Source organism: Altererythrobacter litoralis (assembly GCF_036324225.1).
In the GTDB taxonomy this organism is placed as follows: Bacteria; Pseudomonadota; Alphaproteobacteria; order Sphingomonadales; family Sphingomonadaceae; genus Erythrobacter; species Erythrobacter litoralis_A.
Window position 1 is genome coordinate 65,909 of sequence record NZ_JAZDQV010000010.1, and the last position, 25,293, is coordinate 91,201.

25 protein-coding genes are annotated in these 25,293 nt (G+C 63.8%); 16 read left to right on the forward strand and 9 right to left on the reverse strand.

The window, feature by feature from the left end:
• Window positions 1-83 precede the first annotated feature (83 nt).
• From VRS74_RS10630 to VRS74_RS10675, 10 genes are all read left to right on the forward strand, one after another.
• On the forward strand, window positions 84-230 hold the full coding sequence (locus VRS74_RS10630; RefSeq protein WP_354145237.1) for a hypothetical protein: 147 nt from the start codon (window positions 84-86) through the stop codon (window positions 228-230).
• Window positions 231-369: 139 nt separating this feature from the next.
• Window positions 370-1,056 (forward strand): 2,3-diphosphoglycerate-dependent phosphoglycerate mutase, encoded by a 687-nt coding sequence (gene gpmA, locus VRS74_RS10635; RefSeq protein WP_354145238.1) that lies wholly within the window; start codon window positions 370-372, stop codon window positions 1,054-1,056.
• Between the two features lie 22 nt (window positions 1,057-1,078).
• Window positions 1,079-1,561 carry a 5-(carboxyamino)imidazole ribonucleotide mutase gene (purE, locus tag VRS74_RS10640; RefSeq protein WP_354145239.1) on the forward strand — a complete coding sequence of 161 codons (483 nt, stop codon included), beginning with the start codon at window positions 1,079-1,081 and terminating at the stop codon, window positions 1,559-1,561.
• Window positions 1,561-2,628 (forward strand): 5-(carboxyamino)imidazole ribonucleotide synthase, encoded by a 1,068-nt coding sequence (locus tag VRS74_RS10645; RefSeq protein ID WP_354145240.1) that lies wholly within the window; start codon window positions 1,561-1,563, stop codon window positions 2,626-2,628. The genes purE and VRS74_RS10645 overlap by 1 nt, the downstream gene beginning before the upstream one ends.
• Complete coding sequence (locus tag VRS74_RS10650) at window positions 2,625-3,134, forward strand: dihydrofolate reductase (RefSeq protein WP_435521397.1); 510 nt, start codon at window positions 2,625-2,627, stop codon at window positions 3,132-3,134. Before VRS74_RS10645 ends, VRS74_RS10650 begins: the two co-directional genes overlap by 4 nt.
• The gene (locus tag VRS74_RS10655) at window positions 3,131-4,384 is read left to right on the forward strand and encodes a dipeptidase (protein ID WP_354145242.1); all 1,254 of its coding nucleotides are present in this window, start codon (window positions 3,131-3,133) and stop codon (window positions 4,382-4,384) included. Before VRS74_RS10650 ends, VRS74_RS10655 begins: the two co-directional genes overlap by 4 nt.
• Window positions 4,381-5,316 carry a bifunctional riboflavin kinase/FAD synthetase gene (locus VRS74_RS10660; protein ID WP_354145243.1) on the forward strand — a complete coding sequence of 312 codons (936 nt, stop codon included), beginning with the start codon at window positions 4,381-4,383 and terminating at the stop codon, window positions 5,314-5,316. Before VRS74_RS10655 ends, VRS74_RS10660 begins: the two co-directional genes overlap by 4 nt.
• Entirely contained in the window at window positions 5,316-8,216 is a 2,901-nt protein-coding gene (ileS, locus tag VRS74_RS10665) for an isoleucine--tRNA ligase (protein WP_354145244.1), read from the forward strand. The genes VRS74_RS10660 and ileS overlap by 1 nt, the downstream gene beginning before the upstream one ends.
• The gene (lspA, locus tag VRS74_RS10670) at window positions 8,209-8,712 is read left to right on the forward strand and encodes a signal peptidase II (protein WP_354145245.1); all 504 of its coding nucleotides are present in this window, start codon (window positions 8,209-8,211) and stop codon (window positions 8,710-8,712) included. Before ileS ends, lspA begins: the two co-directional genes overlap by 8 nt.
• A gap of 33 nt (window positions 8,713-8,745) precedes the next feature.
• Window positions 8,746-9,156: a DUF3035 domain-containing protein gene (locus tag VRS74_RS10675; protein WP_354145246.1), complete on the forward strand. Its 411-nt coding sequence runs from the start codon at window positions 8,746-8,748 to the stop codon at window positions 9,154-9,156.
• A 66-nt stretch (window positions 9,157-9,222) separates the two neighbouring features.
• Here VRS74_RS10675 and VRS74_RS10680 read toward each other — a convergent pair whose 3' ends face one another.
• Window positions 9,223-10,521: a hemolysin family protein gene (locus VRS74_RS10680; protein WP_354145247.1), complete on the reverse strand. Its 1,299-nt coding sequence runs from the start codon at window positions 10,519-10,521 to the stop codon at window positions 9,223-9,225.
• Window positions 10,522-10,683: 162 nt separating this feature from the next.
• Between VRS74_RS10680 and VRS74_RS10685 the strand changes: the two genes are divergently transcribed.
• Window positions 10,684-11,379: a YiaD family glycine zipper/OmpA-like lipoprotein gene (locus tag VRS74_RS10685; protein ID WP_354145248.1), complete on the forward strand. Its 696-nt coding sequence runs from the start codon at window positions 10,684-10,686 to the stop codon at window positions 11,377-11,379.
• Window positions 11,380-11,422: 43 nt separating this feature from the next.
• Here VRS74_RS10685 and VRS74_RS10690 read toward each other — a convergent pair whose 3' ends face one another.
• Entirely contained in the window at window positions 11,423-12,226 is an 804-nt protein-coding gene (locus VRS74_RS10690) for a 3'(2'),5'-bisphosphate nucleotidase CysQ (RefSeq protein WP_354145249.1), read from the reverse strand.
• 135 nt (window positions 12,227-12,361) lie between these two features.
• Here VRS74_RS10690 and sucC point away from each other — a divergent pair, with 135 nt between their 5' ends.
• The 4 genes from sucC (at window position 12,362) to VRS74_RS10710 (ending at window position 16,320) form a co-directional block, all read left to right on the forward strand.
• Window positions 12,362-13,561, forward strand: a complete 1,200-nt coding sequence (gene sucC, locus VRS74_RS10695; protein WP_354145250.1) for an ADP-forming succinate--CoA ligase subunit beta — start codon at window positions 12,362-12,364, stop codon at window positions 13,559-13,561.
• A gap of 89 nt (window positions 13,562-13,650) precedes the next feature.
• Window positions 13,651-14,397, forward strand: coding sequence for an electron transfer flavoprotein subunit beta/FixA family protein (locus tag VRS74_RS10700; RefSeq protein ID WP_354145251.1), 747 nt, complete (start codon window positions 13,651-13,653; stop codon window positions 14,395-14,397).
• A gap of 27 nt (window positions 14,398-14,424) precedes the next feature.
• Window positions 14,425-15,354: an electron transfer flavoprotein subunit alpha/FixB family protein gene (locus tag VRS74_RS10705; protein ID WP_354145252.1), complete on the forward strand. Its 930-nt coding sequence runs from the start codon at window positions 14,425-14,427 to the stop codon at window positions 15,352-15,354.
• A 69-nt stretch (window positions 15,355-15,423) separates the two neighbouring features.
• The gene (locus VRS74_RS10710) at window positions 15,424-16,320 is read left to right on the forward strand and encodes a TonB family protein (protein WP_354145253.1); all 897 of its coding nucleotides are present in this window, start codon (window positions 15,424-15,426) and stop codon (window positions 16,318-16,320) included.
• Window positions 16,321-16,336: 16 nt separating this feature from the next.
• On the opposite strand, the gene VRS74_RS10715 is transcribed toward VRS74_RS10710, so the two are convergent.
• The 6 genes from VRS74_RS10715 to VRS74_RS10740 form a co-directional block, all read right to left on the reverse strand.
• Window positions 16,337-17,560 (reverse strand): DUF445 domain-containing protein, encoded by a 1,224-nt coding sequence (locus tag VRS74_RS10715; RefSeq protein WP_354145271.1) that lies wholly within the window; start codon window positions 17,558-17,560, stop codon window positions 16,337-16,339.
• A gap of 102 nt (window positions 17,561-17,662) precedes the next feature.
• Window positions 17,663-21,136, reverse strand: a complete 3,474-nt coding sequence (locus tag VRS74_RS10720) for an efflux RND transporter permease subunit (RefSeq protein WP_354145254.1) — start codon at window positions 21,134-21,136, stop codon at window positions 17,663-17,665.
• 15 nt (window positions 21,137-21,151) lie between these two features.
• Complete coding sequence (locus tag VRS74_RS10725) at window positions 21,152-22,345, reverse strand: efflux RND transporter periplasmic adaptor subunit (RefSeq protein WP_354145255.1); 1,194 nt, start codon at window positions 22,343-22,345, stop codon at window positions 21,152-21,154.
• Window positions 22,346-22,574: 229 nt separating this feature from the next.
• Window positions 22,575-22,841 (reverse strand): GlsB/YeaQ/YmgE family stress response membrane protein, encoded by a 267-nt coding sequence (locus tag VRS74_RS10730; protein ID WP_354145256.1) that lies wholly within the window; start codon window positions 22,839-22,841, stop codon window positions 22,575-22,577.
• Window positions 22,842-22,985: 144 nt separating this feature from the next.
• Window positions 22,986-23,285, reverse strand: a complete 300-nt coding sequence (gene sciP, locus VRS74_RS10735) for a CtrA inhibitor SciP (protein WP_354145257.1) — start codon at window positions 23,283-23,285, stop codon at window positions 22,986-22,988.
• A gap of 9 nt (window positions 23,286-23,294) precedes the next feature.
• Window positions 23,295-23,591: a hypothetical protein gene (locus tag VRS74_RS10740; protein WP_354145258.1), complete on the reverse strand. Its 297-nt coding sequence runs from the start codon at window positions 23,589-23,591 to the stop codon at window positions 23,295-23,297.
• Between the two features lie 149 nt (window positions 23,592-23,740).
• Between VRS74_RS10740 and mnmA the strand changes: the two genes are divergently transcribed.
• A complete protein-coding gene (gene mnmA, locus VRS74_RS10745; protein WP_354145259.1) occupies window positions 23,741-24,895 on the forward strand; it encodes a tRNA 2-thiouridine(34) synthase MnmA in 1,155 nt (384 codons plus the stop codon).
• 22 nt (window positions 24,896-24,917) lie between these two features.
• On the opposite strand, the gene VRS74_RS10750 is transcribed toward mnmA, so the two are convergent.
• Window positions 24,918-25,268, reverse strand: a complete 351-nt coding sequence (locus VRS74_RS10750) for a hypothetical protein (RefSeq protein WP_354145260.1) — start codon at window positions 25,266-25,268, stop codon at window positions 24,918-24,920.
• Window positions 25,269-25,293 lie beyond the last annotated feature (25 nt).

The following is a 25,293-nucleotide window of genomic DNA, read 5'->3' on the forward strand; positions in this document are numbered from 1 at the left end:
TGTCAAGCCAAGCTTGAAGCATTCTTGCTGTGCTATCGCTTCGCTACTTGAGCACAGCAGCCTTTATCGGCAAGGCGTTTCGCATGAGTGAAGAGACGCACAAGAATATGTCGCGGGAAGACCGGCTGGCGGCCAAACTGCGAGAAAACCTGCGCCGGCGGAAGGCGCAAGCGCGCGAAATGACCGAATCGGCGTCTGAAAGCCTTCCCAAGCCGCGCAGCGAAAGCTAACGCGTGTCGCTCGTTTGTTTGCCCGCTGATGCGGGGACGGTGCCAGCCCTCTCCCCCTCCCAGCCACCCGATATGATCCCGGTCATGCTATCGGGTGGCTGGGAGGGGGAGAGGGCCGGAGCCGCTTAACGGAGTTGAAATGCCCAAGCTCATCCTCGTCCGCCACGGCCAGAGCCAGTGGAACCTCGAAAACCGCTTCACCGGCTGGTGGGATGTCAATTTGACCGAAAAGGGCATCGAGGAAGCCAAGGCCGCTGGCGTGCTGATGAAGGACAAGGGCGTGCTGCCCACCCGCGCCTTCACTTCGGTCCAGACCCGCGCGATCCGCACGCTTCACCTCGCGCTGGGCGAATGCGACCGGCTGTGGATCCCCGAAACCAAGGACTGGCGCCTCAACGAGCGGCACTATGGCGGGTTGACCGGGCTCGACAAGCAGGAAACGCGCGAGAAGCATGGCGACGAGCAGGTCCACATCTGGCGCCGCAGCTTCGACGTGCCGCCGCCCGAGCTTGAGCCGGGCAGCACTTACGACCTGTCGAACGATCCGCGCTATTTCGGGATCGAAGTGCCGCGCACCGAAAGCCTCAAGCTGACCATCGAGCGCGTGCTGCCTTACTGGCTGAGCGATATCCACCCCGCGCTTTCGGCGGGCGAGACGGTGATCATCTCGGCCCACGGCAATTCCTTGCGCGCACTGGTGAAGCACCTCTCAAACATTTCGGATGAGGACATCACCGAGCTCGAGATTCCCACCGGCCAGCCGATCATCTATGACTTCGATGACGCAATGCAGCCGAGTGCACGCTACTACCTGAAAGACGCCTGAGCGGGACTGAGAGGGACGAGAGATGGGGGGTAAGGTCGCAATCGTGATGGGAAGCCAGTCGGACTGGCCGACCATGCAGCGCGCCGCCGAAGTGCTCGACGAGCTCGAAGTGGAATATGAAGCGCGGATCGTCTCCGCCCACCGCACTCCCGACCGCATGAGCGCCTTTGCCAAGGGTGCCGAAGGCGAAGGCTTCGACGTGATCATCGCGGGCGCAGGCGGCGCTGCGCATCTGCCGGGCATGATCGCGGCGATGACGCATTTGCCGGTGCTGGGCGTGCCGGTGCAGTCGAAAGCGCTTTCAGGCATGGATAGCCTGCTTTCGATCGTCCAGATGCCCGCGGGGATACCCGTCGGCACGCTGGCCATCGGCGAAGCGGGTGCAAGCAATGCCGGGCTGATGGCGGCGGCGATCCTCGCGCTCAAGGATGAGGAATTGTCCGACCGGCTGCAGGATTGGCGCGCGGCACGCAGCGCGGCCGTGGCGGAGCATCCGCAAGACTGATGATCAAACCGGGCGGCACAATCGGGATATTGGGCGGCGGCCAGCTGGGTCGCATGATGGCCATGGCTGCAGCGCAGCTGGGCTATCGCTGCATCGGCTATGCGCCCGAAGGCGACAACGTCGCATCGGATGTCTGCGTCGATTTCTTCACCAAGGGCTGGGGCGACAAGGCTGCGCTGGCGGCCTTCGCTTCCAAATGCGACGTGGTGACATGGGAATTCGAGAACGTCCCGCTTTCGGCGGTGGCGGCAATTCCGGAAAACCTCCTGTGCCCGCACCCGCGCGCCCTCGAAACCGCGCAAGACCGGATCAAGGAAAAGCGCTTCGTCGAAGCGCTGGGCGGCACGCCCGCACCCTATGCCCCGGTCGATTCGGATCGCGACTTCGCCGGCGCGGTCGAGCGGATCGGCGCGCCGGGCATCCTCAAGACCGCGCGCGAAGGCTATGACGGCAAGGGCCAATGGCGCGTCGCCTCGGTGCGCGAGACCGACAGCGTGCGGTTCCCCGGGCGCCCCTGCGTTTACGAAGGAATGGTCGATTTCCTCGCGGAATTCTCGGTGATCATGGTGCGCAGCCACGATGGCGAAGTGCGCTTCTGGGATTCAACCGCGAATGTGCATGAGGGCGGCATGCTGGCGACCTCGACCCTGCCCGCGCCCGATGTGGTTACGGAGCAGGTTGGCAAGGCGCGCGAGATCGCCCGCCAGACCGCAGAAGCGCTGGGCTATGTCGGCGTATTGACGCTCGAATTCTTCGCCACCGCCAATGGCCCGGTGTTCAACGAGATGGCGCCGCGCGTGCACAATTCGGGCCACTGGACGATCGAAGGCGCAGCCACCAGCCAGTTCGAGAACCACATTCGCGCGATCTGCGGCCTGCCGCTCGGATCGACCGCAACCCGTTTCGAAACGATCGAATTGCGCAATATCGTGGGGCTCGACGCGCTCACCGCTTACGAGATCCTCGCCGAAGACGGCGAAGCGCACCTGCATCTTTACGGCAAGAAGGAAGCGCGCGAAGGCCGCAAGATGGGGCATGTAACGCGGGTCGGCCCCGCCAGGGGATGACGATGGGCAACGCCCGAACCCACCGTGGCCTGTTCCTCATCTACGCGCGCGCCGCCAACGGCACGATCGGCATCGAAGGCATGCTGCCGTGGCACCTGCCCGCCGATCTCAGGCGCTTCAAGGCACTGACCATGAACAAGCCCATGATCATGGGCCGCAAGACCTTCGAGAGCTTCCCCGCGCCGCTGCCCGGTCGCAGGCACATCGTGCTGACGCGCGACGAGGGCTGGCAGGCCGAAGGCGCCGAAGTCGCGCTGACGGTGGGCGAGGCATTGCAGATGGCGGGCGAATGCGAAGCGGCGGTGATCGGCGGCGCGCAGATCTATGCGCTGTTCTCGCCATTGGCCGATCGTGTCGAACTGACCGAAATCCACGCCGATTACGCGGGCGACACGCATATGCCGCCGCTTGCCGCCGGGGAGTGGCACGAGCTATTCCGCGAGGATCACCCGGCAGAGGGCGAGAGGCCCGCATTTTCCTTCGTCACATTGGAGCGCGCGCAATGACCAGCAAGACCCGCAAGATCGCCGGCGGCCTGCTCGGCATCCTCGCGCTCGGCACAGTCGGCTTCTTCGCCTTCGCCCCCGGCTATTTCGAAGCGCAGACCAACCGGATCGACGGATTGCCGCTGCCCGAAGTGAGCGAAGAGGCGCGCGCGCTGCACAAGACGCTGCAGATCGTCGACTTGCATTCGGACACGCTGCTGTGGAAGCGCGACCTGCTCGACCGCGCCGACCGCGGCCATATGGACCTGCCCCGGCTCGAAGACGGCAATGTCGCGCTGCAGGTGTTCTCGAGCGTGACCAAATCGCCCGAGGGGCAGAATTACGATTCGAACAGCGGCGATACCGACCGGATCACCCAGCTGGTGATCGCGCAGCTCCAGCCGACCCAGACATGGACTTCGCTGCTCGAGCGCTCGCTATGGCATGCCAAGAGGCTGGAGAAGGCGGCTGCGAAAAGCCAGAATGCCTTGTGGCTCGTGCGCAACTCTGCAGACCTGGCGAAGCTGGAAGAAGCGATCGCATGCGAAACCTGCACGCCGATGGGCGAGGCTACCTGGGCAACGCCGACTGGCGGGAAGCCTGTCGGCGCGATTTTCAGCGCTGAGGGCCTGCATAATCTGGAAGGCGATATCGCCAATCTCGACCGGCTTTACGACGCAGGCATGCGCATGGCCTCGCTCACCCATTTCTTCGACAACCAGCTTGCCGGATCGATGCATGGCGAGGCCAAGGGCGGGCTCACCCCGCTTGGGAGGCAAGTCGTGCAGGCGATGGAAGACAAGGGCATCGTCGTCGATATCGCGCACCTTTCGCGCAAGGGCGTGGCCGATGTGCTGGTGATGGCGCGCCGCCCGGTGGTCTCGAGCCATGGCGGGGTGCAGGCGACCTGCAAGGTCAACCGCAACCTTACCGATGACGAGATTCGCGGGGTCGCCGCCACTGGCGGGCTCATCGCGATCGGATATTGGGACGGCGCGGTGTGCGACACTTCGCCCGCGTCGATCGCCGCCGCAATGAAGCATGTGCGCGACCTGGTGGGGATCGAACATCTCGCGCTGGGCAGCGATTATGATGGCGCGACCACCGTGCGCTTCGACACCTCGCAGCTGGTGCAGGTGACGCAGGCGCTGATGGATGCGGGCTTCAGCGAAGCCGAAATCCGCGCGGCGATGGGCGGCAATGCGCTGCGGCTGCTGCGTACCGGCCTGGTGCCGCTGGCCGAACTGCCTGCACCCGAGGCCGCCGAATGAGGTGGCTCGACCATCGCGAACCGATGCCCGAGGCGCTGCACGGCGCAGTGATCGCGCTCGGCAATTTCGACGGTTTCCACCGCGGCCACCAGGCGGTGGCGGGCGAGGCGATCCGCTGGGCGCATGAGGAAGGCCGCCCGTCAATCATCGCCACATTCGATCCGCATCCGGTGCGCTTCTTCCGACCCGACGTGCCGCCCTTCCGCCTCACCACGCTGGAGCAGCGGCAGGAGCTTTACCTCGCCGCCGGGGCCACCGCGATGCTGGTGTTCCATTTCGATGCCGAGCTGGCGGGCACCAGCGCGGAAGACTTCATCTCCGAAATCCTCGTCAAGCGCTTCGGCGCGCATGGCGTGGTGACCGGGGGCGACTTCACTTTCGGAAAGGGCGCGAAAGGCAATGTCGCGCTGCTGCGCGAGCTGGGCGGCGCACTCGGCCTTCAGAACCGCGTGGTCGAAGCAGTGGAGGACCGCAGCGAGGTCGTTTCCTCCAGCCGCATCCGCGACGCCTTGCGCGACGGCGACCCTGAAACCGCCGCGCGGCTGCTGACCCGCCCCTTCGCGATCCGCGGCATCGTGGAACATGGCGACAAGCGCGGGCGCACTATCGGCTATCCCACCGCCAACCTCGCGATCGACAAATATCTGCGCCCCAAATACGGCATCTATGCCGTGACCGGGCGCATCCTTGCCACTGGCGAAGTGCTGAAGGGCGCGGCCAGCATTGGCATCCGCCCGCAGTTCGAACCGCCCAAGGAACTGCTCGAACCGCATTTCTTCGATTTTTCCGGAGACCTCTACGGGCAGGAAATCGAAGTCGCCTTCCACCACTTCCTGCGGCCCGAAGCGAAGTTCGACAGCCTCGATGGACTGATCGCGCAGATGGAGAAGGATTGCGGGGAAGCGCGCAAGCTTCTAAGCGCCCGCGCATAATGACTGAACAGCGCGACTACAGAGACACGGTCTTCCTGCCGAAGACCGATTTCCCCATGAAAGCCGGCCTTCCGCAGAAGGAGCCGGGCATTCAGGCGCGCTGGCAGCAGATCGACCTCTATCGCCGCTTGCGCGAAGCGCGCGCGGGGCGCGAGAAGTTCATCCTGCATGACGGCCCGCCCTACGCCAATGGCGACATGCACATCGGCCATGCGCTCAACCATATCCTGAAGGACATGGTGTGCCGCACGCACAATCTGCTGGGCATGGATGCGCCCTATGTGCCCGGGTGGGACTGCCACGGCCTGCCGATCGAATGGAAGATCGAAGAGCAGTACCGCAAGCAGAAGAAGAACAAGGACGAGGTTCCCGCGAAGGAATTCCGCGCCGAATGCCGCGCCTATGCGCAGCATTGGGTCGATACCCAGCGCGAACAGCTGAAGCGGCTGGGCATCATGGGCGATTGGGACAATCCCTATCTCACCATGGATTTCCAGGCCGAAGCGACCATCGTTGCCGAGCTGATGAAGTTCGTCGATGCGGGCAATCTCTATCGCGGCGCCAAGCCGGTGATGTGGAGCCCGGTCGAGAAGACCGCGCTGGCCGAGGCCGAGGTCGAATATGAGGACATCACCTCAACCCAGATCGACGTGGCGTTCGAGATTGTCGAGAGCCCGATCCCGGAGCTGGTCGGCGCGCATGCGGTGATCTGGACCACGACCCCGTGGACGATCCCGGTCAACCAGGCGATCGCCTATGGGCCGGAGGTTTACTATCAGCACATCAAGGCTAGCGACGGGAACCGATATCTCGTCGCTCTTGACCTGATCGATGAATTCCTCAAGCGGACTGGCCTCGGCTACCGCCATCCCGACGAGAACGCCGGCATTGAACAAATGCCAGCCAACAACATCAAAGGCTCCGATCTCGCCGGCACTGTCGCCAGCCATCCGATGCACCATCTCGGCGGGTTCTACGCGACGCCGCGCCCGTTCCTGGCGGGCGATTTCGTCACCACCGACAGCGGCACCGGGCTGGTCCACATGGCGCCCGACCATGGCGAAGACGATTTCGAGCTGTGCAAGGCGCATGGCCTGGAACCGCAATTCGCGGTCGACGATGCCGGGCTCTATCGCGACGACTGGCTGTGGCTAGGCGGAAACGACGAGCGCCGCCGCAGCGTGATCAACCCCAATTTCAACGCGCCTGACGGCCCGATCTGTTCGGATTTGCGCGAGGCCGGCGCGCTGCTCGCTGCCAGCGCCGACTACCAGCACAGCTACCCGCACAGCTGGCGTTCGAAAGCCAAGGTGATCTTCCGCTGCACGCCGCAATGGTTCGTGCCGATGGACCGCCCGCTGGCGCATTTGCCCGCGCTCACCAAGGCCGAGCAGCGCTGGGAAAACGAAGGCGGCGATGTCACGATCGACGACGAGGCGGCCGCCGGATCGCCGTCCCTGCGCGAACTCGCGCTGCAGGCGATCGCCGACACGCGCTTCGTGCCCGAAAAGGGCCGCAACCGCATCGGCAGCATGGTCGAAGGGCGGCCCGACTGGGTGCTCAGCCGCCAGCGCGCCTGGGGCGTGCCGATCACCCTGTTCGTGCGCCCTGACGGTTCGTATTTGCAGGACACTGCGGTCAATGCCCGCATCGTCGCCGCGATCCGCGAGCAGGGCGTCGACGCATGGGAGGAATCGCGCAAGGCCGAATTCCTCGGCCCCGATCACAACCCCGACGATTACGAGATGGTGTTCGACATCCTCGACGTGTGGTTCGATTCGGGCTGCACCCATGCCTTCGTGCTCGAAAGCGGGCGCTGGCCGGACCTGCGCTGGCCCGCCGACCTTTACCTCGAAGGCAGCGACCAGCATCGCGGCTGGTTCCAGTCGAGCCTGCTGCAAAGCTGCGCCACGCGCGGCCGCGCTCCTTACGACCAGATCCTGACCCACGGCTTCACCATGGATGCCAAGGGCAAGAAGATGTCGAAGAGCCTCGGCAACACGATCGACCCGCTGAAGGTGATGGAAACCTATGGCGCGGACATCATCCGGCTGTGGGCGCTTTCGGTCGATTTCACCGAGGATCACCGCATCGGCGACGAGATCCTCAAGGGCGTGGCCGACCAGTATCGCAAGCTGCGCAACACCTTCCGCTATTTGCTCGGCGCGCTCGACGGATTCGACGAAAGCGAACGGCTGGCGCCGGGCGAAATGCCCGAGCTGGAGCGCTATGTTCTCGCGCTGCTGGGCGAGCTCGACACGAAGCTGCGGCAGGCGGTGAAGGATTACGATTACAACACCTACACGCGGGCGCTGATCGACTTCTGCAACGAAGATCTGTCGGCGTTCTTCTTCGATATCCGCAAGGACAGCCTCTATTGCGACGCGGCGGACGACCCGAAGCGCCGCGCCTATCGCAGCGTGCTCGACACATTGTTCCATGCGCTGGTGCGCTATGCCGCGCCGGTGCTGGTCTATACGGCGGAAGAAGTGTGGGGTTCGCGCTACCCCGATGGCGGCAGCGTCCATCTCAACGAATGGCCCGAGGTTCCGTCAGTCAAACATGACACGGATTTCGTTCTTAAGTGGAAAGGCTTGAGAGAACTTCGGGAAAGCGTGAATGAGGCCATTGAGCCTCTGCGACGCGACAAGGTGATCCGCTCGAGCCTAGAAGCGAATGTTACCTTGCCTGACCTCGATGCAATCCTTGGCGATTATCGGGATTCGGAGTTCCTTTCTGAGCTGTTCATCACGGGGACAGTCACGTTCGACAAGAGCGTGAGCGAACCTATGATTACCAAATCATCTGACCACAAATGCGGCCGTTGCTGGCGCTTGCTGCCCGAAGTTTCGGAAGACGGCACGCTATGTGGCAGGTGCGAGGAGGTGGTCGGTGAGTGACCTCTTCACGCGCAACCGGCTGATCGGCCTCGGCATTGCCGCGCTGATCTTCGCCAGCGACCAGTTCGTGAAGTGGCTGGTGATCGAGCCGCTGCAATTGCGCCAGCGCTATGTGATCGACCTGCTGCCCTTCTTCGACCTGCGCTACACCGAGAATCGCGGCGTATCGCTCGGCCTGTTCGAAGCGACCAGCGCCGAAATGCGCTGGATCCTGGTGGGCATCACCGCGCTGATCGCGCTGGTGGTGGCGGTGTGGATAATGCGCGAGAAGCTGCTTGGCGATATCGTGGGGCTCGGCCTCATCCTTGGCGGCGCGCTCGGCAATATCGTCGACCGCAGCCAGCTTGGCTATGTCATCGACTATGCCGATTTCCATATCGGGGATTTCCGCCCCTTCCTGATTTTCAATGTCGCAGATGCCGCTATCACCATCGGCGTCGTGATTATCCTTGCCCGTTCCTTTTTCGTCGGCGAAAAGGACGCGCCGACGAGTTGAGCGGCCGCGACGCGGCCCATGGAGAGTAATGTAATGCCCAGCCTGAAGACCCCGATCCTCCTGATTGCCACCAGCGCGATGCTGGCCGGATGCGGCGGCAGCGGCATTTTCAACCGCGAGCGGCCCGACGAGTTCGCCGTTCAGCGGCAGGCGCCGCTGGTGGTGCCGCCCGATTTCAACCTCGTTCCGCCCGCGCCGGGCGCGCCGCGCCCGTCCGAAGGTTCGGCTGCGGGCCAGGCGCTCGACGCATTGTTCGGCGGCCCCTCGCCGCGCAGCCCGGTTGAAACCAGCGCGATCGACCGCGCCGGCACGGCAGCTCCGGGTATCCGCTCATCAGTGGGCGATCCGGACACCAACACGGTCGCCAAGGGCAGCGTGACCCGCGACATCGTGGCCGCGCCCGAAGGCGACGGCGCCAGCGCCCAAGCTGTAATACCTTCCTGATTTATCGCGAGTTTTGGCGCTGAACCGGCCTGGGCCTAGCAGGCCGGGCGGCTATTGCGGCCGCGACTAGGCTTCTTCCCTGCTGACCAACAATTTATCGATGCGGCGCCCGTCCATGTCGACCACTTCGAAGCGCCAGCCCTGGTCGTGGAAATGGTCGCCCTCGTCGGGCAGCTGCTTGAGCACTGACAGGACATAGCCCGCCGCAGTGCCGAATTCGCGGCTGTCTTCGTATTCCAGCCCCAGCCGGTCAGCCAGCACATCGGCCGAAAGCGCACCCGAAACCAGCAGCGAGCCGTCTTCGCGCTCGATCACCAGCGGCCCTTCACCCTGGTCCTGGTCGCTGACGAATTCGCCGACGATCGCAGTCAGCAAATCGACCGGAGTGACGATACCGTCGAGATGGCCGTATTCGTCATGCACCATCGCCATCGCGACTTCGGACTGCTGCAGCACTCGCAGCGCATCCATCGCGTCAAGCTGGTCGGGCACGACTTCGGCCTTGCGCATCAGTTTCCTGAGATCGACCTTCTTGCCCGCGACCAGCGTAGCGAGGACTTCACGCACCCTGACGACGCCCAGTATCGTGTCGGGCGAACCGTCCGCCACTGGCAACAGCGAATGCGGGCTGTCCTCGATCCGCTGGCGGATCGCGGCTTCGTCAGCATTGGCGTCGATCCAGTCGACTTCGGGGCGCGGCGTCATTAATTCGCGCACCGGCCGCTCGGCCAGCCGCACCACGCCGGCCAGGATCTGGTGCTGCTCGGCCTCGATCACGCCCGAGCGGGTGGCGTCGGCGAAGATCATGTGCAGCTCTTCGGCGGTGACCGAGGAATGCCCGCCGGGGCGCACGCCCATCAGGCGGATCAGCAGGCCGGAGGAGCTGTCGAGCACCCACACCAGCGGCGCGGCGACCCTCGCAAGGAATGCCATCGGGCGCGCCATCGCCAGCGCGATCGGCACGGCGTGGCGCAGCGCCAGCTGCTTGGGCACCAGCTCTCCCACCACCAGGCTGAAATAGGTCGTGAGCGCGATCACCAGCGCGAAACCGGCATTGCCCGCCCATTCCGGGGGCACGCCCAGCGCTTCCAGCCGCTCGCCCACCGGGCCGCCAAGGCTCGCACCCGAATAGGCGCCCGCGATGATGCCCACCAGCGTGATGCCGATCTGCACGGTCGAAAGGAACTTGCCCGGATCGGCAGCAAGGCTCAGCGCCACGCGCGCGCTGGCCGAGCCCTTGTCGCGCTTGGCGCGCAAGCGCGTTGGCTTGGCCGAGACAATCGCAAGCTCGGACATGGCGAATACGCCGTTGAGCAGGATCAACCCCGCAATGATGAGTGCATCTGGCCAGGGAAATGGTGTCACGGCTGGAACCGCTAGCACAAATGCGGCGGCTTGCCAGCTTCATTGCGCAGCAAGCTGCAAAGGCCTAGAAACATTGGGAGAGCGGCAGCCACCTGCGGGGGAGGCGCAGTCGCCGGGGGCGTGAGAAGGCACCAACGCGTGCCGGTGATAAGGAGAATTTCCATGAAGACATCACGTATCGTCCTTTCCAGCTTCGCAGCGGCATCACTGGTCGCAACGAGCGGCTGCGTGACCGATCCCAACACGGGCGAGCAGAAAGTTTCGCGCACCGCCATCGGCGGCGTGGGCGGCGCGGTGCTCGGCGGCCTGCTAGGCGGCGCGATTGGCGGCAAGACCGGGCGCATCGTGGGCGCAGTCGCAGGCGGCGCCGCGGGCGGATATGTCGGCTATCGCATGGACCAGCAGATCCGCGAGCTGAAGGAAGAGACCGAAGGCTCGGGCGTCGACGTAACCGAAGTCGACAATGGCCAGGCGATCCTCGTCAACCTGCCGGACGGCGTGACCTTCGATGTCGGCAGCGCCACGCTCAAGCCCGGATTCCGCGAAACGCTCGACGGCGTGGCGGACAGCCTCATCAAATATCCCAACAGCCTGGTCGATGTTTACGGCCACACCGATTCGACCGGATCGGACGCCTTCAACCAGACGCTGTCGGAACGGCGCGCGCAAACCGTCGCCAACTACATGATGTCGCGCGACGTCTCGCAGGCGCGCATCCGCTGGCAGGGCTTCGGCGAAACCATGCCGATTGCGGACAATGGGACCGAACAGGGCCGTGCGCGCAATCGCCGTGTCGAAATCAAGATCATCCCCTTCACCGAAGAGGAAGTGCGCGCCGCACAGGCGCAGCAGCGGTAGGAATTCCGCACACGGCAATGAATGAAGGGGGCCGGCCTTCGGGTCAGCCCCCGTTTTGCGGAGAGGCTTTTGGCGCCAGTTCCGCCGCGCGCTCGGCCAGCCGCGCAACCGCATCGGCGTGGATCTGCGGCGCGCAGACCAGCAGCCCGAAGGCACGCGGATCGCGCTTGTTGTAGCGCAACTGGTCGCCGAACGCGTCGGTCACTTCGGCTCCCGCCTCGCGCGCGATCAGCGTCGCTGCGGCGATGTCCCATTCATAGCCCCAGCGCAGAGTGGCGACGAGATCGGCTTCGTCAGCTGCGACCATCGCGATCCTGAGCGCGATCGAATTGGGCTTGTCGACCAGCGTCAAGTCGCTGTCTTCGCGCGGCAAATGATCGGCCGGAACGCGTGAGCCGCTGAAAATGGCGCGCCGTGAAGCGTGGAGCGGCGCGCCGTTGCGCCACGCGCCCTTGCCTGCGATTCCGAGCCATTCCTCGCCCCGCGCGGGCGCATTGAGCATCCCGATCAGCGGGCGACCGGCACTTACCAGCGCCACCGAAACCGCCCAGCCGCTTCTCCCGCGCAGGAAATCGCGCGTCCCGTCGATCGGATCGACCAGCCACACAAGGTCGCGCGGCAGGCGCGAACCGCAATCCGCAGTCTCTTCGGAAAGCCACCCGGCAGCGGGCAGCAGCGCGCCCAATTCGCGCTTGAGGAAAGTGTCGACCGCCAGGTCAGCCGCCGAAACCGGCGCGCCGGGGTGCTTCTCCCAGCTCTCCACATGATTGCCCGCGCCCGGCCACAGATCGTGCGCAATCCGCCCCGCTTCGCGGACAATCGCTTCAAGTCGCTGGCTGTCGATCACGGATACGGGCTGCCCATCATTTTGACAGCACCGGCACTGCACCGGGATTGGCCACTTTTCAAGGCGGCCAATCCATGCTTAGGCGCGCTGCAAACGATTCCGGCACAAGTTGCACACAAAGGACACGCCCCTCGCATGAACATTCATGAATACCAGGCCAAGGAACTGCTCGCGAAATATGGCATCGGCATCCCTGCCGGCTATGCCGCGCTGACCGTGGAAGAGGCCGTCGCCGGCGCCAAGCAGCTGCCCGGGCCGCTCTATGTCGTGAAGGCGCAGATCCATGCCGGCGGACGCGGCAAGGGCAAGTTCAAGGAACTGGGCCCCGACGCCAAGGGCGGTGTGCGCCTCGCCAAATCGATCGAGGAAGTCGAAGCGAACGCGAAGGAAATGTTCGGCAACACGCTCGTCACCATCCAGACGGGCGAAGCGGGCAAGCAGGTCAACCGCCTCTACATCACCGACGGCGTCGACATCGCCAAGGAATACTACCTTTCGATGCTGGTCGACCGTGCATCGGGCCGTGTCGCCATGATCGTATCGACCGAAGGCGGGATGGACATCGAGGAAGTCGCCCATTCGACTCCCGAGAAGATCACGACCATCACGATCGACCCGGCGCAGGGCTTCATGCCGCACCATGGCCGCGCAGTGGCTTTCGCGCTCAAGCTTACCGGTGACCTCAACAAGCAGGCGCAGAAGCTGGCGAAGCAGCTTTACACCGCCTTCATGGACCTCGACTGCGAAATGCTCGAGATCAACCCGCTAGTCGAAACCGTGGACGGCAAGCTGCTGGTGCTCGACACCAAGATGAGCTTCGACGGCAATGCGCTGTTCCGCCACAAGGATGTCGAAGCGCTGCGCGACGTGACCGAGGAAGACCCGGCCGAAGTCGAAGCCAGCGAATACGACCTGGCCTACATCAAGCTCGACGGAAACATCGGCTGCATGGTCAACGGCGCGGGCCTGGCCATGGCGACGATGGACATCATCAAGCTCAACGGCGCTTTCCCGGCCAACTTCCTCGACGTGGGCGGCGGCGCCACCACCGAGAAGGTGACCGCCGCGTTCAAGATCATCCTCAAGGACCCGGCGGTCGAGGGTATCCTCGTCAATATCTTCGGCGGCATCATGAAGTGCGACGTTATCGCCAACGGCATCATCCAGGCGGCGAAGGACGTGAACCTCTCGGTTCCGCTGGTGGTCCGCCTCGAAGGCACCAATGTCAACGAAGGCAAGGCGATCCTCGACAATTCGGGCCTGGCGATCGTCAGCGCCGACGATCTGGGCGACGCAGCGCGCAAGATCGTTGCCGAAGTGAAGAAGGCGGCCTGAACGCCGCGAACATCCGGGGCCGCCCTCGCTTGACGTTTACGTAAACGCAAGCTAGGGCGCTCGACAGATTTGCAGAGGGAGGAACCCCCATGAAGATCCTCGTGCCCGTGAAACGGGTCATCGACTACAATGTGAAGCCGCGGGTGAAGGCGGATGGCACGGGCGTTGACCTGGCCAACGTCAAGATGAGCATGAACCCGTTCGACGAAATCGCGGTCGAAGAAGCGATCCGCATCAAGGAAGCCGGCAAGGCGACCGAGATCGTGGCGGTGTCGATCGGCCCGGCCAAGGCGCAGGAAACGCTGCGCACCGCGCTCGCCATGGGCGCCGACCGCGCGATCCTGGTCGAGACCGAGGAAGAGGTCGAGCCGCTGGCAGTGGCCAAGATCCTCAAGGCGATCGCCGACGAGGAAGCTCCGGGCATCGTGATGCTGGGCAAGCAGTCGATTTCGGATGACAGCAACCAGACCGGCCAGATGCTCGCTGCGCTGATGGGCCGCCCGCAGGGCACCTTCGCCAATGAAGTCTCGGTCGATGCCGACAGCGTGACGGTGAAGCGCGAAGTCGACGGTGGCCTCGAAACGGTGAAGCTGTCGCTGCCCGCGATCATCACCACCGACCTGCGCCTCAACGAACCGCGCTACGCTTCGCTGCCCAACATCATGAAGGCCAAGCAGAAGCCGCTCGCGACCAAGACCCCGGCCGACTACGGGGTCGACATCACGCCGCGCCTCAAGACCCTGACCGTGTCCGAACCGCCCGTGCGGCAGGCCGGGATCAAGGTCGCCGACGTCGACGAACTGGTCGGCAAGCTCAAGGCGCTGGGGATCGCGTAAGCGGCCCGGACTGGAAAGGATTCACACATGAAAACTCTCGTTTGGGTCGAACACGACAACGCCTCGATGAAGGATGCCACGCTCGCCGCGGTCACCGCAGCGGGCAAGCTGGGCGAAGTGCACCTTCTCGTGGCCGGCAGCGGCTGCGGCGCAGTGGCCGATCAGGCCGCCAGGATCGCCGGCGTGGGCAAGGTCCATGTCGCCGATGACGCGGCCTATGCCAACGGGCTGGCCGAGAACGTCGCTCCGCTGGTGGCGCAGCTGATGGCCGATCACGACGCTTTCGTCGCGCCTGCCACCACCACCGGCAAGAACATCGCGCCGCGCGTCGCGGCACTGCTCGACGTGATGCAGATTTCCGACATCCTCTCGGTCGAAGGCCCCAAGACCTTCACCCGGCCGATCTATGCCGGCAACGCCATCGCCACCGTCGAGAGCACGGATCCGAAGCTGGTGATCACCGTGCGCGGCACCGCTTTCGACAAGGCGGCGACCGAGGGCGGTTCGGCTGCAATCGAAGCCGTCTCGGGCCCCGGCGATGCCGGCCTGTCGAGCTTCATCGGCGCGGAAATCGCCAAGAGCGAACGCCCCGAGCTGACCAGCGCCAAGGTGATCGTTTCGGGTGGCCGCGCGCTCAAGGATGCGGAAACCTTCGAAGCCGTCATCACTCCGCTGGCGGACAAGCTGGGCGCCGGCATCGGCGCTTCGCGCGCCGCGGTGGACGCAGGCTATGTGCCGAACGATTACCAGGTCGGCCAGACCGGCAAGATCGTGGCGCCGGAAGTCTACATCGCAATCGGCATCTCGGGCGCGATCCAGCACCTCGCCGGCATGAAGGATTCCAAGACCATCATCGCCATCAACAAGGACGAGGACGCCCCGATCTTCCAGGTCGCGGACATCGGCCTCGTCGCCGACCTGTTCAAGGCGGTGCCGGAACTGACGGAAAAGCTGTAAAACTACAGAATTCCTGAAGCTTGATACAAACCTCCGGCGGGCTAAGAAGCCTGTCGGAGGTTTTGTTTTATGGATCGCATCGTGCTTGCATTGGCATTTGCGGCGAGCGCCAGCCTGGCTGCACCCGCATTGGCCCAAGATGACAAGAACGCCCCGGTTGTGCTCGAACCGAGCAGCCAATGGAACGTCGATTTCGGCGACGAGAAATGTCGCCTGGCGCGGATTTTCGGCGAAGGCGACAACCGGCACATCCTGTTCATCGATCAGGGTGGGCCGAAGTCCGGCTTCGGGCTCATCGTTGTTGGCCCTGCCTTCAAGAAGTTTCGCCAGCCAGATCGGATCACTGTCCAGTTTGGTGAGTTTGCGCCTGTCGGAAAGTATCGGCCAATGTTGGGCGACACCGAAGGTGTCGGCACGTCGCTGATCTACTCCAACATGGTTTTTTTCGAGAAGCCTCGCTCTGAAAGGGAGCCTGCGTCGGACGCCGGGCTGGATCCTTTGCCCCGGCTGGATGTCGAGGCAGCTAGCTCAATCAGCGCCATCACCATGCACCAAGGAAAGCGCTCGGTCGTATTCAATACCGGAAATCTGGGCGAAGCCATCAAGGTACTGAACGAATGTTCGCTGAATTTTGTCGAGAGTTGGGGGCTGGACCGAGCAGCCCATGAAACCATGACGCGTTTAGCGAAGTGGGCCAATGCCGAAGCAGTGACCAGGCGCATTCAAGATAAATACCCGATGCAAGCCTTGCGGAAAGGCGAAAGTGGGATTTTCCGGATGCGCGTGATCGTGGAGCCCGATGGGAGCGTCTCCGAATGCGAAATCAGCAATGCCACCATCACCGAGTCACTCGACTCGCCAGCATGCAAGGAAATGGAAAGGGCGGAATTCGAGCCCGCGCTTGATGTTCACGGCAAGCCCATGCGGTCATTCTACCTAACCAACATCACCTACAAGATCAGCTGACGCCCGAGCCCTCCACTCACATCAGACCCGTGATCGCGTGCAGCGTCATCCCGACCAGCCCGCCCACGATGGTTCCGTTGATGCGGATGAACTGCAGGTCGCGGCCGACCGCGCTCTCGATCCGCCCGGTGATCGTCACCGCGTCCCAGCGCTTGACCGTCTCTGACACCAGCTGGACGATCTGCCCGCCATAGCGGGTGGCGACACCCACCATGGTGCGGCGGGCGAGCCGGTTGATCTGCATCTGCAGCCGCTCGTCCTGCTGCAGCGCTATCCCCATTTCCACGAGCAGCTTGCGCATCTCGCCGCCCAGCGCATTTTCGGGATCGCGCGCGCGGCGGATCAGCGAATGGCGGATCCGCTCCCACACGCCCATCCACCAATCGGCCACGGCGGGGTTCTCGATCAGGTCGCGCTTCATCGATTCGATCCGCTCGCGAGTCACGGGATCATGCTGCAGATCTTCCGCCAGCTTCGACAGGCCTTCCTCGATCTTGCTGCGCAGCGGATGTTCTGGGTCGACCAGCACTTCGGCCAGCAGCTTGTAGAGCCCGTCGAGCACCGAGCCCGAAATGCGCTCGTCCAGCCCGGTCCAGCGCAGCACGGAGTTGGCGCGCGATTCGATGATCTGGCGCACCGTGTCTTCATTGTCTTCGAGCGTCAGGCCCGCCCAGCGGATGAAACCGTCCATCAGCGGCATGTGCCGCCCGTCGGCAATCGCGCCTTGAAGCATCCGGCCTAGCAGCGGCGAAACGTCGATCTTGGCGAATTGCGCGCCCAGCCCTGCGCGCACCTGGTTGCCAAGCCGGTCGGGATCGAGCGATTCGAGCACTTCGGCGAGCAGTTCCGCCGCGCCGCCCGCAAGCCGCGAAGGCCCGTCGCCTTCGCTGCCGCTGCGCGGAGGGGCGGTGAGGAAGTCCCCGATCGCCCGCGCGACATTCATCCCTGCCATACGCCGCGCGACAACTGCCGGGGTCAGGAAATTCTCGCGCAGGAATTGCGCCATGGTGTCCGCGATGCGGTCCTTGTTGTCGGGGATGATCGCAGTGTGCGGGATCGGTATGCCGAGCGGGTGCCGGAACAGCGCGGTCACCGCGAACCAGTCAGCCAGGCCGCCAACCATTGCCGCTTCGGCAAAGGCATTGGCATAGCCCCACGCCGGATGGACTCCGATATAGGGATAGGATGAGAAGAACAGCACCGCCATCGCCGCCAGCATGCCGGTGGCGGTCCAGCGCATGCGTCGCGCGCGATCCACAGTGAGCGGCTCGCCGCCGAAACGGTAGGCAGTGGGTGGCGCGTGCACTGTCATCCACACGCGCCTAGCACATATGGTGCGGAATTACTCAGCCGGCGTCGCCCCCGGATGCGCGACCCCGCCATGCTTGTCGTCGCCCGGACGATAGGTGAGGAAGCGATGCCGCAGCCATGGCCCGATGCGCTTCTCTGCCCCGTCGGCCAGGCTGAAGCCGGCCGGGACGATCAGCAGCGTGAGCAGCGTCGAAAGGAGCAGGCCACCGATCACGACAGTGCCCATCGGCCCGCGCCATGCGCCGTCACCCGAGATCGAGATTGCGGTGGGGATCATCCCCGCCGTCATCGCCACAGTCGTCATCACGATCGGTTGGGCACGCTTGTGCCCCGCTTCCATAATCGCGTCGCGCTTGCGCTTGCCCGTCTCCATCTCCTCGATTGCGAAATCGATCAGCAGGATCGAGTTCTTCGAGACGATCCCCAGCAAAAGCAGGATGCCGATCAGCACCGGAATAGAGAGCGGCTGGCCGACCAGCCAGACGAGGAACACGCCACCCAAGGGCGCAAGGGCAAGCGAGGTCATGTTGACCAGCGGGCTCATCAACCGCTTGTAGAGCAGCACCAGCACCGCGAACACCAGCAGCACGCCAGCGACCAGTGCAGTGCTGAAGTTCTGCTGCAGTTCGATCTGCAACTCGTCGGCACCCACGGCATCGCGGATAACGCCGTTCGGCAAGTCATTGAGCGTGGGAAGCTTGTTGACCTGCTCCATCGCATCGCCGCGCAGCACGTTGGGCGCAAGGTCCGCGCCGATGAACACGCGGCGGTTCTGGTTGTAGCGTTGGATCGTCGTCGGACCGGCGCCGAAGCTGATGTCCGCAACCTGGCTTAGTGGCACCGAGCCACCCGTCGCGATCGGGACCGGCAGGTTCTCGATCGTCGCAAGATCCTGGCGCGACGAGACCGGCAGCTTGACCCGGATCGGGATCTGGCGGTCCGAAAGCGAGAACTTGGCAGCGTTCTGCTCGATTTCGCCCATGGTCGCGATACGGATCGCCTGGCTCAGCGCAGCGGTTGTGACGCCCAGCTCCGCTGCAAGGTCGGGGCGCGGGCGTACGATCAGCTCGGGTCTCCGCAAGTCAGCCGAAATGCGCGGCGCAACAATCGAGTTGAGCCCCTTCATTTCCTCGACGATCTTGGCGGCTGTCGAATTAAGCAGAACCGGATCCGAGCCTGCCAACATGATCGTAAGATCGCGCCCGCTTCCGCCACCGCCACCGCCCGGCCCTTGCTGCGAGCGGAAACGCACGCGCGCATCGGGGAATTGCGCCAGCTTCGTGCCGAGCTCGCGCTCGAACTCGAACGACTTCCGGTCGCGCTCGGGCGAAAGGGTCATGTAGATCGTGGCACTGCCTTCACGAGTGACCTGAAGCGCGCGTTCGACTTCGGGTTGTTCGAGCAGCAGCTTGGTGACTTCGCCGGCAACCTGCTTGGTAGTCGCCAGCGTCGTCCCGGGAACCATTTCGACTTCGACCTGGCTGTTGTCGTCATCCACTTCAGGGTCGAACTGGAACGGCAGGCTCATGAACAACAGGATGGTGAGCAGGAAAGAGAAGTACCCGATCCCGAGCATCCACACTCGATGGTCAAGGAAGCGTGCCTCCATCCACCGCCAAGTAGCGGCAAGCCGGGCACCGAACAGGCGCGTGACAATGCGCAAGAGGCGGAGGATGGCCAACACCGATAGGAAGCCGACGGCTGTAACCAGCGCGAGTTCGACAATCATCAGGATGCGGCCAATGATGAAGCCGACGCCCTGCCCTGCGTCGAGCCCGATCGCTGTGACCGGCATGTTGTGGATCTCGGCGCCTGATAGAACGTTCCACAGGCCGAACACGACTGCGCCCGGTGCGATGATCAGCAGTAGGATCAGCAGGATGAAGGAAGTTACATACAGCCAGCGGTGGTTTGGACCGGGAAGGCCATCGCGGCTCGCTTCAAGCTTGCCGCGATGGAGCGACCACTGCAGCACCTTCATGTAGCGGTCCATCCACGGCCCTTCGCCATGAGAGGCATGGCCTTTGGCCTTGAGGAAATAAGCCGCCATCATCGGCGTGATCATGCGGGCGACCGCAAGGCTCATCATCACCGCAGAGACGATGGTAAGCCCGAAGTTCTTGAAGAACTGGCCCGACACGCCGGGCATCAGGCCGACCGGCAGGAACACCGCGACGATACAGAAGGAGGTCGAGACCACGGCCAGGCCGATCTCGTCCGCCGCGTCGATCGACGCCTGGTAGGCGCTTTTGCCCATTCGCATGTGCCGCACGATGTTCTCGATCTCCACGATCGCATCGTCGACCAGCACGCCCGCGACCAGGCCAAGCGCCAGCAGCGACAAGGAGTTGAGGTTGAAGTCTAGCAAATCCATGAACCAGAAGGTAGGGATAGCGGAAAGCGGGATCGCCACCGCCGAGATCATCGTGGCGCGCCAGTCGCGCAGGAACAGGAACACCACGACCACGGCCAGGATCGCGCCTTCGACCATGGCGCGGATCGAACTCTGGTACTGGTCCTCGGTGTATTTGACGGTGTTGAAGAGCTGCACGAACTTGACGTTCGGGTTCTCCGCCTGGATGTCGTCAAGCACTTCGCGCGCCGCATTATACACCGTGACGTCTGATGCGCCCTTGGCGCGGCCGAGCCGGAAATTGACGACTTCGCGCCCGTTGAGCGTCGCGAGCGAAGTCTGTTCGCTATAGCCATCGCGCACCATGGCCACATCGGACAGGCGGATCGTGCGTCCGCCGCCCAGCTGGATCTGGCGCTGCGAAAGCTCGTAAGCAGTCTCGTTGTTGCCGAGTACGCGCACCGACTGGCGAGTTCCGCCGACCTCGGCCATGCCGCCACCGGCATCGAGGTTGGACTGGCGTAGCGCCGCGTTGAGCTGGCCTGCGGTGACGCCCAAGGAGCGCATCTTCACCGGGTCGAGCAGGACTTCGATCTCGCGATCCACGCCGCCGAACCGGCTGACTTCCGCCATGCCCTCGATCGCCAACAGGCGTTTTGCGACCGTGTCATCGATGAACCAGCTGAGTTGTTCGATGGTCATGTCGCTGGCTTCGACGGCAAAGATGCCGAGGAAACCGCCCGCGATATCGACCCGGGTTACGCGCGGTTCTAGGATCCCGTCAGGCAAGCTGCCGCGAACCGTGTCGACGGCATTCTTGACGTCTGCCACCGCGATATTCGGATCGATCCCGATCTCGAATTCGACGAAAGTGTTGGAGGAACCTTCGCGCGCGGTCGAGCTGATGTTGCGTACGCCATTGAGCGAACGAACCGCCGATTCGACCTGCTGGGTGATCTGGTTCTCGATCTCGGTCGGCGCGGCGCCAGGCTGCGAAATGGTGACGTTGACACCCGGGAATTCGATATCCGGGTTGTTGACGACATCCATCCGCATGAAGCTGAACACGCCGGCGAACAACAGCGCGGTGAAGAACACCAGCGGGATCACCGGGTTGCGGATCGACCAGGCAGAGAGATTGCGAAAGTTCACTGGATTGCCCCTGCCTTACTTAGCGCCGCCGACGATCGGATTGACTGTCTCGCCCGCCGTCAGGAAGCCGCCGGCGCGCAGCACGATCCTCTCGCTCCCGTCGAGACCGGATTCGATCGTGATGCCCGTGGAGGTGACGACACCGGTCTTCACCGCACGCCGCTGCGCCTTGTTATCCTTGTCGACGATATAGACGAAGCTGCCGTCCGAATCGTTAAGCACCGCGCTTTCGGGAAGGATCGGCGCATTGATCGGGCCGGTCTTGATGGTCACACCGGCAAAGCCGCCAGGCCGCAGTTCGGGCGCATAGGCCAGCGCGATGCGCGCAGTGCCCTGCCGATTTTGCGGATCGATCGTCGGTTCGATCTGCCACACGGCACCGGTGAAGGACTTGTCGCTGCCGACCGGCACAACCTCGGCCGAAACGCCGACCGCCAGCCGTGCAAGCTGTTCCTCGCCCAGCCGCGCCAACAGCTCTATCTCGCCACCCTTGGCGATCAGGAAAAGCGGCGGCGAGCCCGCGCTCACGGTCTGGCCCGGCTCGACATTACGCTCGAGCAGCAAGCCCGCTGCCGGAGCCACGATGTTGAGCCGCGCATTGCGCGCGAGAAGTTCGCCATACTGCGCTTCGGCGACGGCAACCCGCGCGCGCGCTGCGTCGCGCGTGGCAGTGAGACGGTCGACATCGGCGCGCGACACGAAGCCCCGCTCCACCAGCTGCAGCGCGCGATCAAGATTAGCCTGCGCCAGCTGCGCATCCGCCTTTGCAACGTCGATCTGCGCAGCAGAGCTGCGCGCTTGCTGCGATTGCACCGAACGATCGATCGAAGCGAGGATCTGGCCCGCGCGCACCCACTGTCCCTGCTCGACCGGCACCGAAACCACACGCCCGCCTTCGCCGACCACGCCTACAGGCATGGCGCGGCGCGCGGCCAGCGCACCCGACGTCTTGAGGCTGCCCTCGACTGTCGTCTGGCCAGCGGCAATCACCGTCACTGACGGGGCCTGCGAACGGTCGTCGCCGCCCGCCACCGTGGCCGCTTCGCCGTTGCGCGTGAAGAAATAGACAGCCACGATGGCCGCAATGATCAGCGCCCCGGCTGCAATCACCCACTTAAGGCGCGATGAAGCCGTCCGTTCGCCGGACAAGTCGTATCGCGAGTTGATCGCCTCGGCGGTTTCCGACCTCACGGCTGTCTCATAATTCATGACGTTTCCTTTGCGTGAGGTGTATTAGTCTTATATGTCACTACGCGCAATACCTCTTAGTCGCAGCCCTCGCGGGCGACAATGCGCCGCTCGACCAGCGACATTGTATTACGACGAGGAACATGGGCAGCGGTTCCGCATGTAACGCAAATAAAGCAGCGCGTTCGCCAACGTTCCTGCGATACTTACAGCGTATCGGCTGGCAAGGCCAAGGCTTGGGAGCGTATCTTCAGCGCACGCGGCCGCGCTGGATCAAATTGACAATTCCAAGCAGGATCACCGCCCCGAGCACCGCAACGGCAAGCCCTGTCAGCGAGAACTCCTGCACACTGACGGTAATGCCCAGCACCGGGCCTGCGACCATATTGCCGATCACCGAGCCGACGCAGCCAACCACGATGTTCCAGATGATGCCCATCGAGGCATCGCGGTTCATCACCAGGCTCGCCAGCCAGCCGGCAATGCCGCCGACGATCAATGCGATAATCCAACTCATTGCGTGCCTCCTCTTCCTCGAAGCCCGCATTATGCCCCCGCCCGGGGCGATTAGGCAAGTTTGGCGCCCGGCTGCGCAAAAAGGAAGCGGCGCGGAAGGGCATCCCCTTCCGCGCCGCCCGCGTGACATTATCGGTTCAATGAATCAGTATTTGAGCTGGCGCTCGTGAAGATCGCGATAGTGCTGGATGCGTGTGACACGCAGACCCTGCATTCCCGAACGGTCGACCGCACGCTGCCAAGAAGCGAATTCCTCAAGCGTGAGGTTGTAGCGCTCGAGCACTTCGTCGATCGTCAGAAGGCCACCGTTCACGGCCGCAACGACTTCCGCCTTGCGGCGAACGACCCAGCGCTTGGTTCCAGGCGCAGGCAGGTCGTCGATCGTCAGCAGCTCCCCGAGCGGACCGATCACCTGAGCAGGTCGAATATTTTGGTTTTCAATCATCTATATCTCTCAGTCGCCTGTTGCCGTTTCACCGTCGGCGAAAAACTCTATGCCATCGCAAGCTTTCTGCCCTGTTAAAGAATGAGGGTTAACGTCCGGTTTCCCCTGTTCTCTTGAAGAGAAATAACCTGCCGCCGCGTCGGAAAAGCTGGCGGAAATCAGGAAATTGTCCCTCTCCAGCAGCGAGCGCAGGTCGCGCGCGGCATTGATCCGCGCGGTCAGTTCCGCCCAGCCGAAAGCGCGCAGGGCCTTGCCGCGCGACGCGCGCTTGGAATCAGGAATGGTGAGCCGATTGTCGAATATCATGCAGCATGGATACACGCGAGAGCGTCAAGAACGGGTAAAGCCCGGGTTTACGCCCCGTTTAGGATTACGTCCGCCGGATTTGCGTTGTTTGGCGCAGCTGACGCAGTGCTGGATTGGCGCGGGCGAGGCGTGTAAGGGGCACATCGATCATGACCATCGCAGCCAATCTTGCGGCCGGGCTGTCGCCCGAGACCCTGTTCGACTTGCCGAAACTGGCGGACGAAAGCCGCATCGTCGTGGCGATGAGCGGCGGAGTCGATTCGTCGGTCGTTGCCGCGCTGGCTGCAGCGAGCGGAGCCGAAGTGATCGGCATCACGCTGCAGCTTTACGACTATGGCACGGCAACGGGGCGCAAGGGCGCCTGCTGCGCGGGCGACGATATCCGCGACGCGCGCGCGGTCGCCGACCGGCTTGGCATTGCGCATTACGTGTTGGACCACGAAAGCGCCTTCCGCGAAGAAGTGGTCGAGCAGTTTGCAGACGAATATCTCGCGGGGCGCACGCCCGTGCCCTGCATCCGCTGCAACATGGGGCCCAAATTCACTGACCTGTTCCGCATGGCGCGCGAACTGGGCGCGGACTGCCTCGCCACCGGGCATTACGTGCGGCGCGCAATGGGCGCGGCAGGGCCGGAACTCCACCGCGCGCTCGACCCCGCGCGCGACCAGTCCTACTTCCTCTATGCCACGACCGACGACCAGCTCGACTACCTGCGCTTTCCGCTGGGCGGCCTGCCCAAAAGCCAGGTGCGCGAGCTGGCCGAGCAGGCCGGGCTGCGTAACGCGGCCAAGCCTGACAGCCAGGACATCTGCTTCGTGCCCGATGGCGATTATGCCAAGATCGTTAAGAAGATGCGGCCCGAAGGCGGTCAGCCGGGAAAGATCGTCCATTCTTCAACCGGCGAAGTGCTGGGCGAACACAAGGGCATCATCCATTACACGGTGGGCCAGCGCCGCGGGCTCGAGATCGGTGGACAGCCCGAACCGCTCTATGTCGTCGGGCTCGATGCCGACGCCGCAGAGGTACGGGTGGGACCCAAGCGGAAGCTGGCGGTTTCAGCCGCCACACTGATCGAAACCAATCGTATCGGCCCGCTGCCCGTCGCGCCTCTCGCTGCGAAGGTTCGCAGCCTGGCGAAGCCGGTGCCGGTGACGCTCGAAGGGCCGCTGGGCGACGGCGCAAGAACAGTGATTCGCTTTGCCGAGCCCGAATATGGCGTTGCGCCCGGGCAGGCGGCTGTAATCTATGCCGGCGAGCGCGTGGTCGGCGGCGGCTGGATCGCGGATACCGAAAGCGCAGCCTGAGCGCCGCGCCGCGGACCGTCGATCAGTCTTCCCACTTTTCGAGAACGCAGCCGAAGCCTTCGCGATAGGTCGCATGATCGACCGCGATCAGCGGAAAACGCGCTGTGACCGTCCGGGTCGAAGGATCATCGACCAAAGTGACGAATTCCATCCCCTCGAGCTTGTCTTTTTCGCAATCCTCTAGGCTGCGCCCCGCAACGAAGCGGCACGAGCAGGCCACCCGCGCCGAATAGGCGGTGGCGGTGTGAGCATAGGCCTTGGCCGGCGGGTAGTAATACCAGCCGGCCACTGCCAGCGCGGCGAGCGTGATCGCCATGATCCACCAGCCGCGGCTTCTGCGCGATCCGGGCCTGGAGGTACGGGCTTTTGCCATTGCCAATCCTGTCTGCTTGCGCGAG

Bases quoted from the DNA above. Each gene is read 5' to 3' on its own strand.
- VRS74_RS10725 (WP_354145255.1), bottom strand. From the start codon at position 22,345: ATGAATTATGAGACAGCCGTGAGGTCGGAAACCGCCGAGGCGATCAAC.
- VRS74_RS10730 (WP_354145256.1), bottom strand. From the start codon at position 22,841: ATGAGTTGGATTATCGCATTGATCGTCGGCGGCATTGCCGGCTGGCTG.
- VRS74_RS10685 (WP_354145248.1), top strand. From the start codon at position 10,684: ATGAAGACATCACGTATCGTCCTTTCCAGCTTCGCAGCGGCATCACTG.
- VRS74_RS10700 (WP_354145251.1), top strand. From the start codon at position 13,651: ATGAAGATCCTCGTGCCCGTGAAACGGGTCATCGACTACAATGTGAAG.
- VRS74_RS10675 (WP_354145246.1), top strand. From the start codon at position 8,746: ATGCCCAGCCTGAAGACCCCGATCCTCCTGATTGCCACCAGCGCGATG.
- VRS74_RS10660 (WP_354145243.1), top strand. From the start codon at position 4,381: ATGAGGTGGCTCGACCATCGCGAACCGATGCCCGAGGCGCTGCACGGC.
- VRS74_RS10630 (WP_354145237.1), top strand. From the start codon at position 84: ATGAGTGAAGAGACGCACAAGAATATGTCGCGGGAAGACCGGCTGGCG.
- VRS74_RS10710 (WP_354145253.1), top strand. From the start codon at position 15,424: ATGGATCGCATCGTGCTTGCATTGGCATTTGCGGCGAGCGCCAGCCTG.
- VRS74_RS10705 (WP_354145252.1), top strand. From the start codon at position 14,425: ATGAAAACTCTCGTTTGGGTCGAACACGACAACGCCTCGATGAAGGAT.
- sucC (WP_354145250.1), top strand. From the start codon at position 12,362: ATGAACATTCATGAATACCAGGCCAAGGAACTGCTCGCGAAATATGGC.
- VRS74_RS10715 (WP_354145271.1), bottom strand. From the start codon at position 17,560: ATGCGCTGGACCGCCACCGGCATGCTGGCGGCGATGGCGGTGCTGTTC.
- purE (WP_354145239.1), top strand. From the start codon at position 1,079: ATGGGGGGTAAGGTCGCAATCGTGATGGGAAGCCAGTCGGACTGGCCG.
- VRS74_RS10655 (WP_354145242.1), top strand. From the start codon at position 3,131: ATGACCAGCAAGACCCGCAAGATCGCCGGCGGCCTGCTCGGCATCCTC.
- sciP (WP_354145257.1), bottom strand. From the start codon at position 23,285: ATGATTGAAAACCAAAATATTCGACCTGCTCAGGTGATCGGTCCGCTC.
- gpmA (WP_354145238.1), top strand. From the start codon at position 370: ATGCCCAAGCTCATCCTCGTCCGCCACGGCCAGAGCCAGTGGAACCTC.
- ileS (WP_354145244.1), top strand. From the start codon at position 5,316: ATGACTGAACAGCGCGACTACAGAGACACGGTCTTCCTGCCGAAGACC.
- mnmA (WP_354145259.1), top strand. From the start codon at position 23,741: ATGACCATCGCAGCCAATCTTGCGGCCGGGCTGTCGCCCGAGACCCTG.
- VRS74_RS10750 (WP_354145260.1), bottom strand. From the start codon at position 25,268: ATGGCAAAAGCCCGTACCTCCAGGCCCGGATCGCGCAGAAGCCGCGGC.
- VRS74_RS10645 (WP_354145240.1), top strand. From the start codon at position 1,561: ATGATCAAACCGGGCGGCACAATCGGGATATTGGGCGGCGGCCAGCTG.
- VRS74_RS10740 (WP_354145258.1), bottom strand. From the start codon at position 23,591: ATGATATTCGACAATCGGCTCACCATTCCTGATTCCAAGCGCGCGTCG.
- VRS74_RS10650 (WP_435521397.1), top strand. From the start codon at position 2,625: ATGACGATGGGCAACGCCCGAACCCACCGTGGCCTGTTCCTCATCTAC.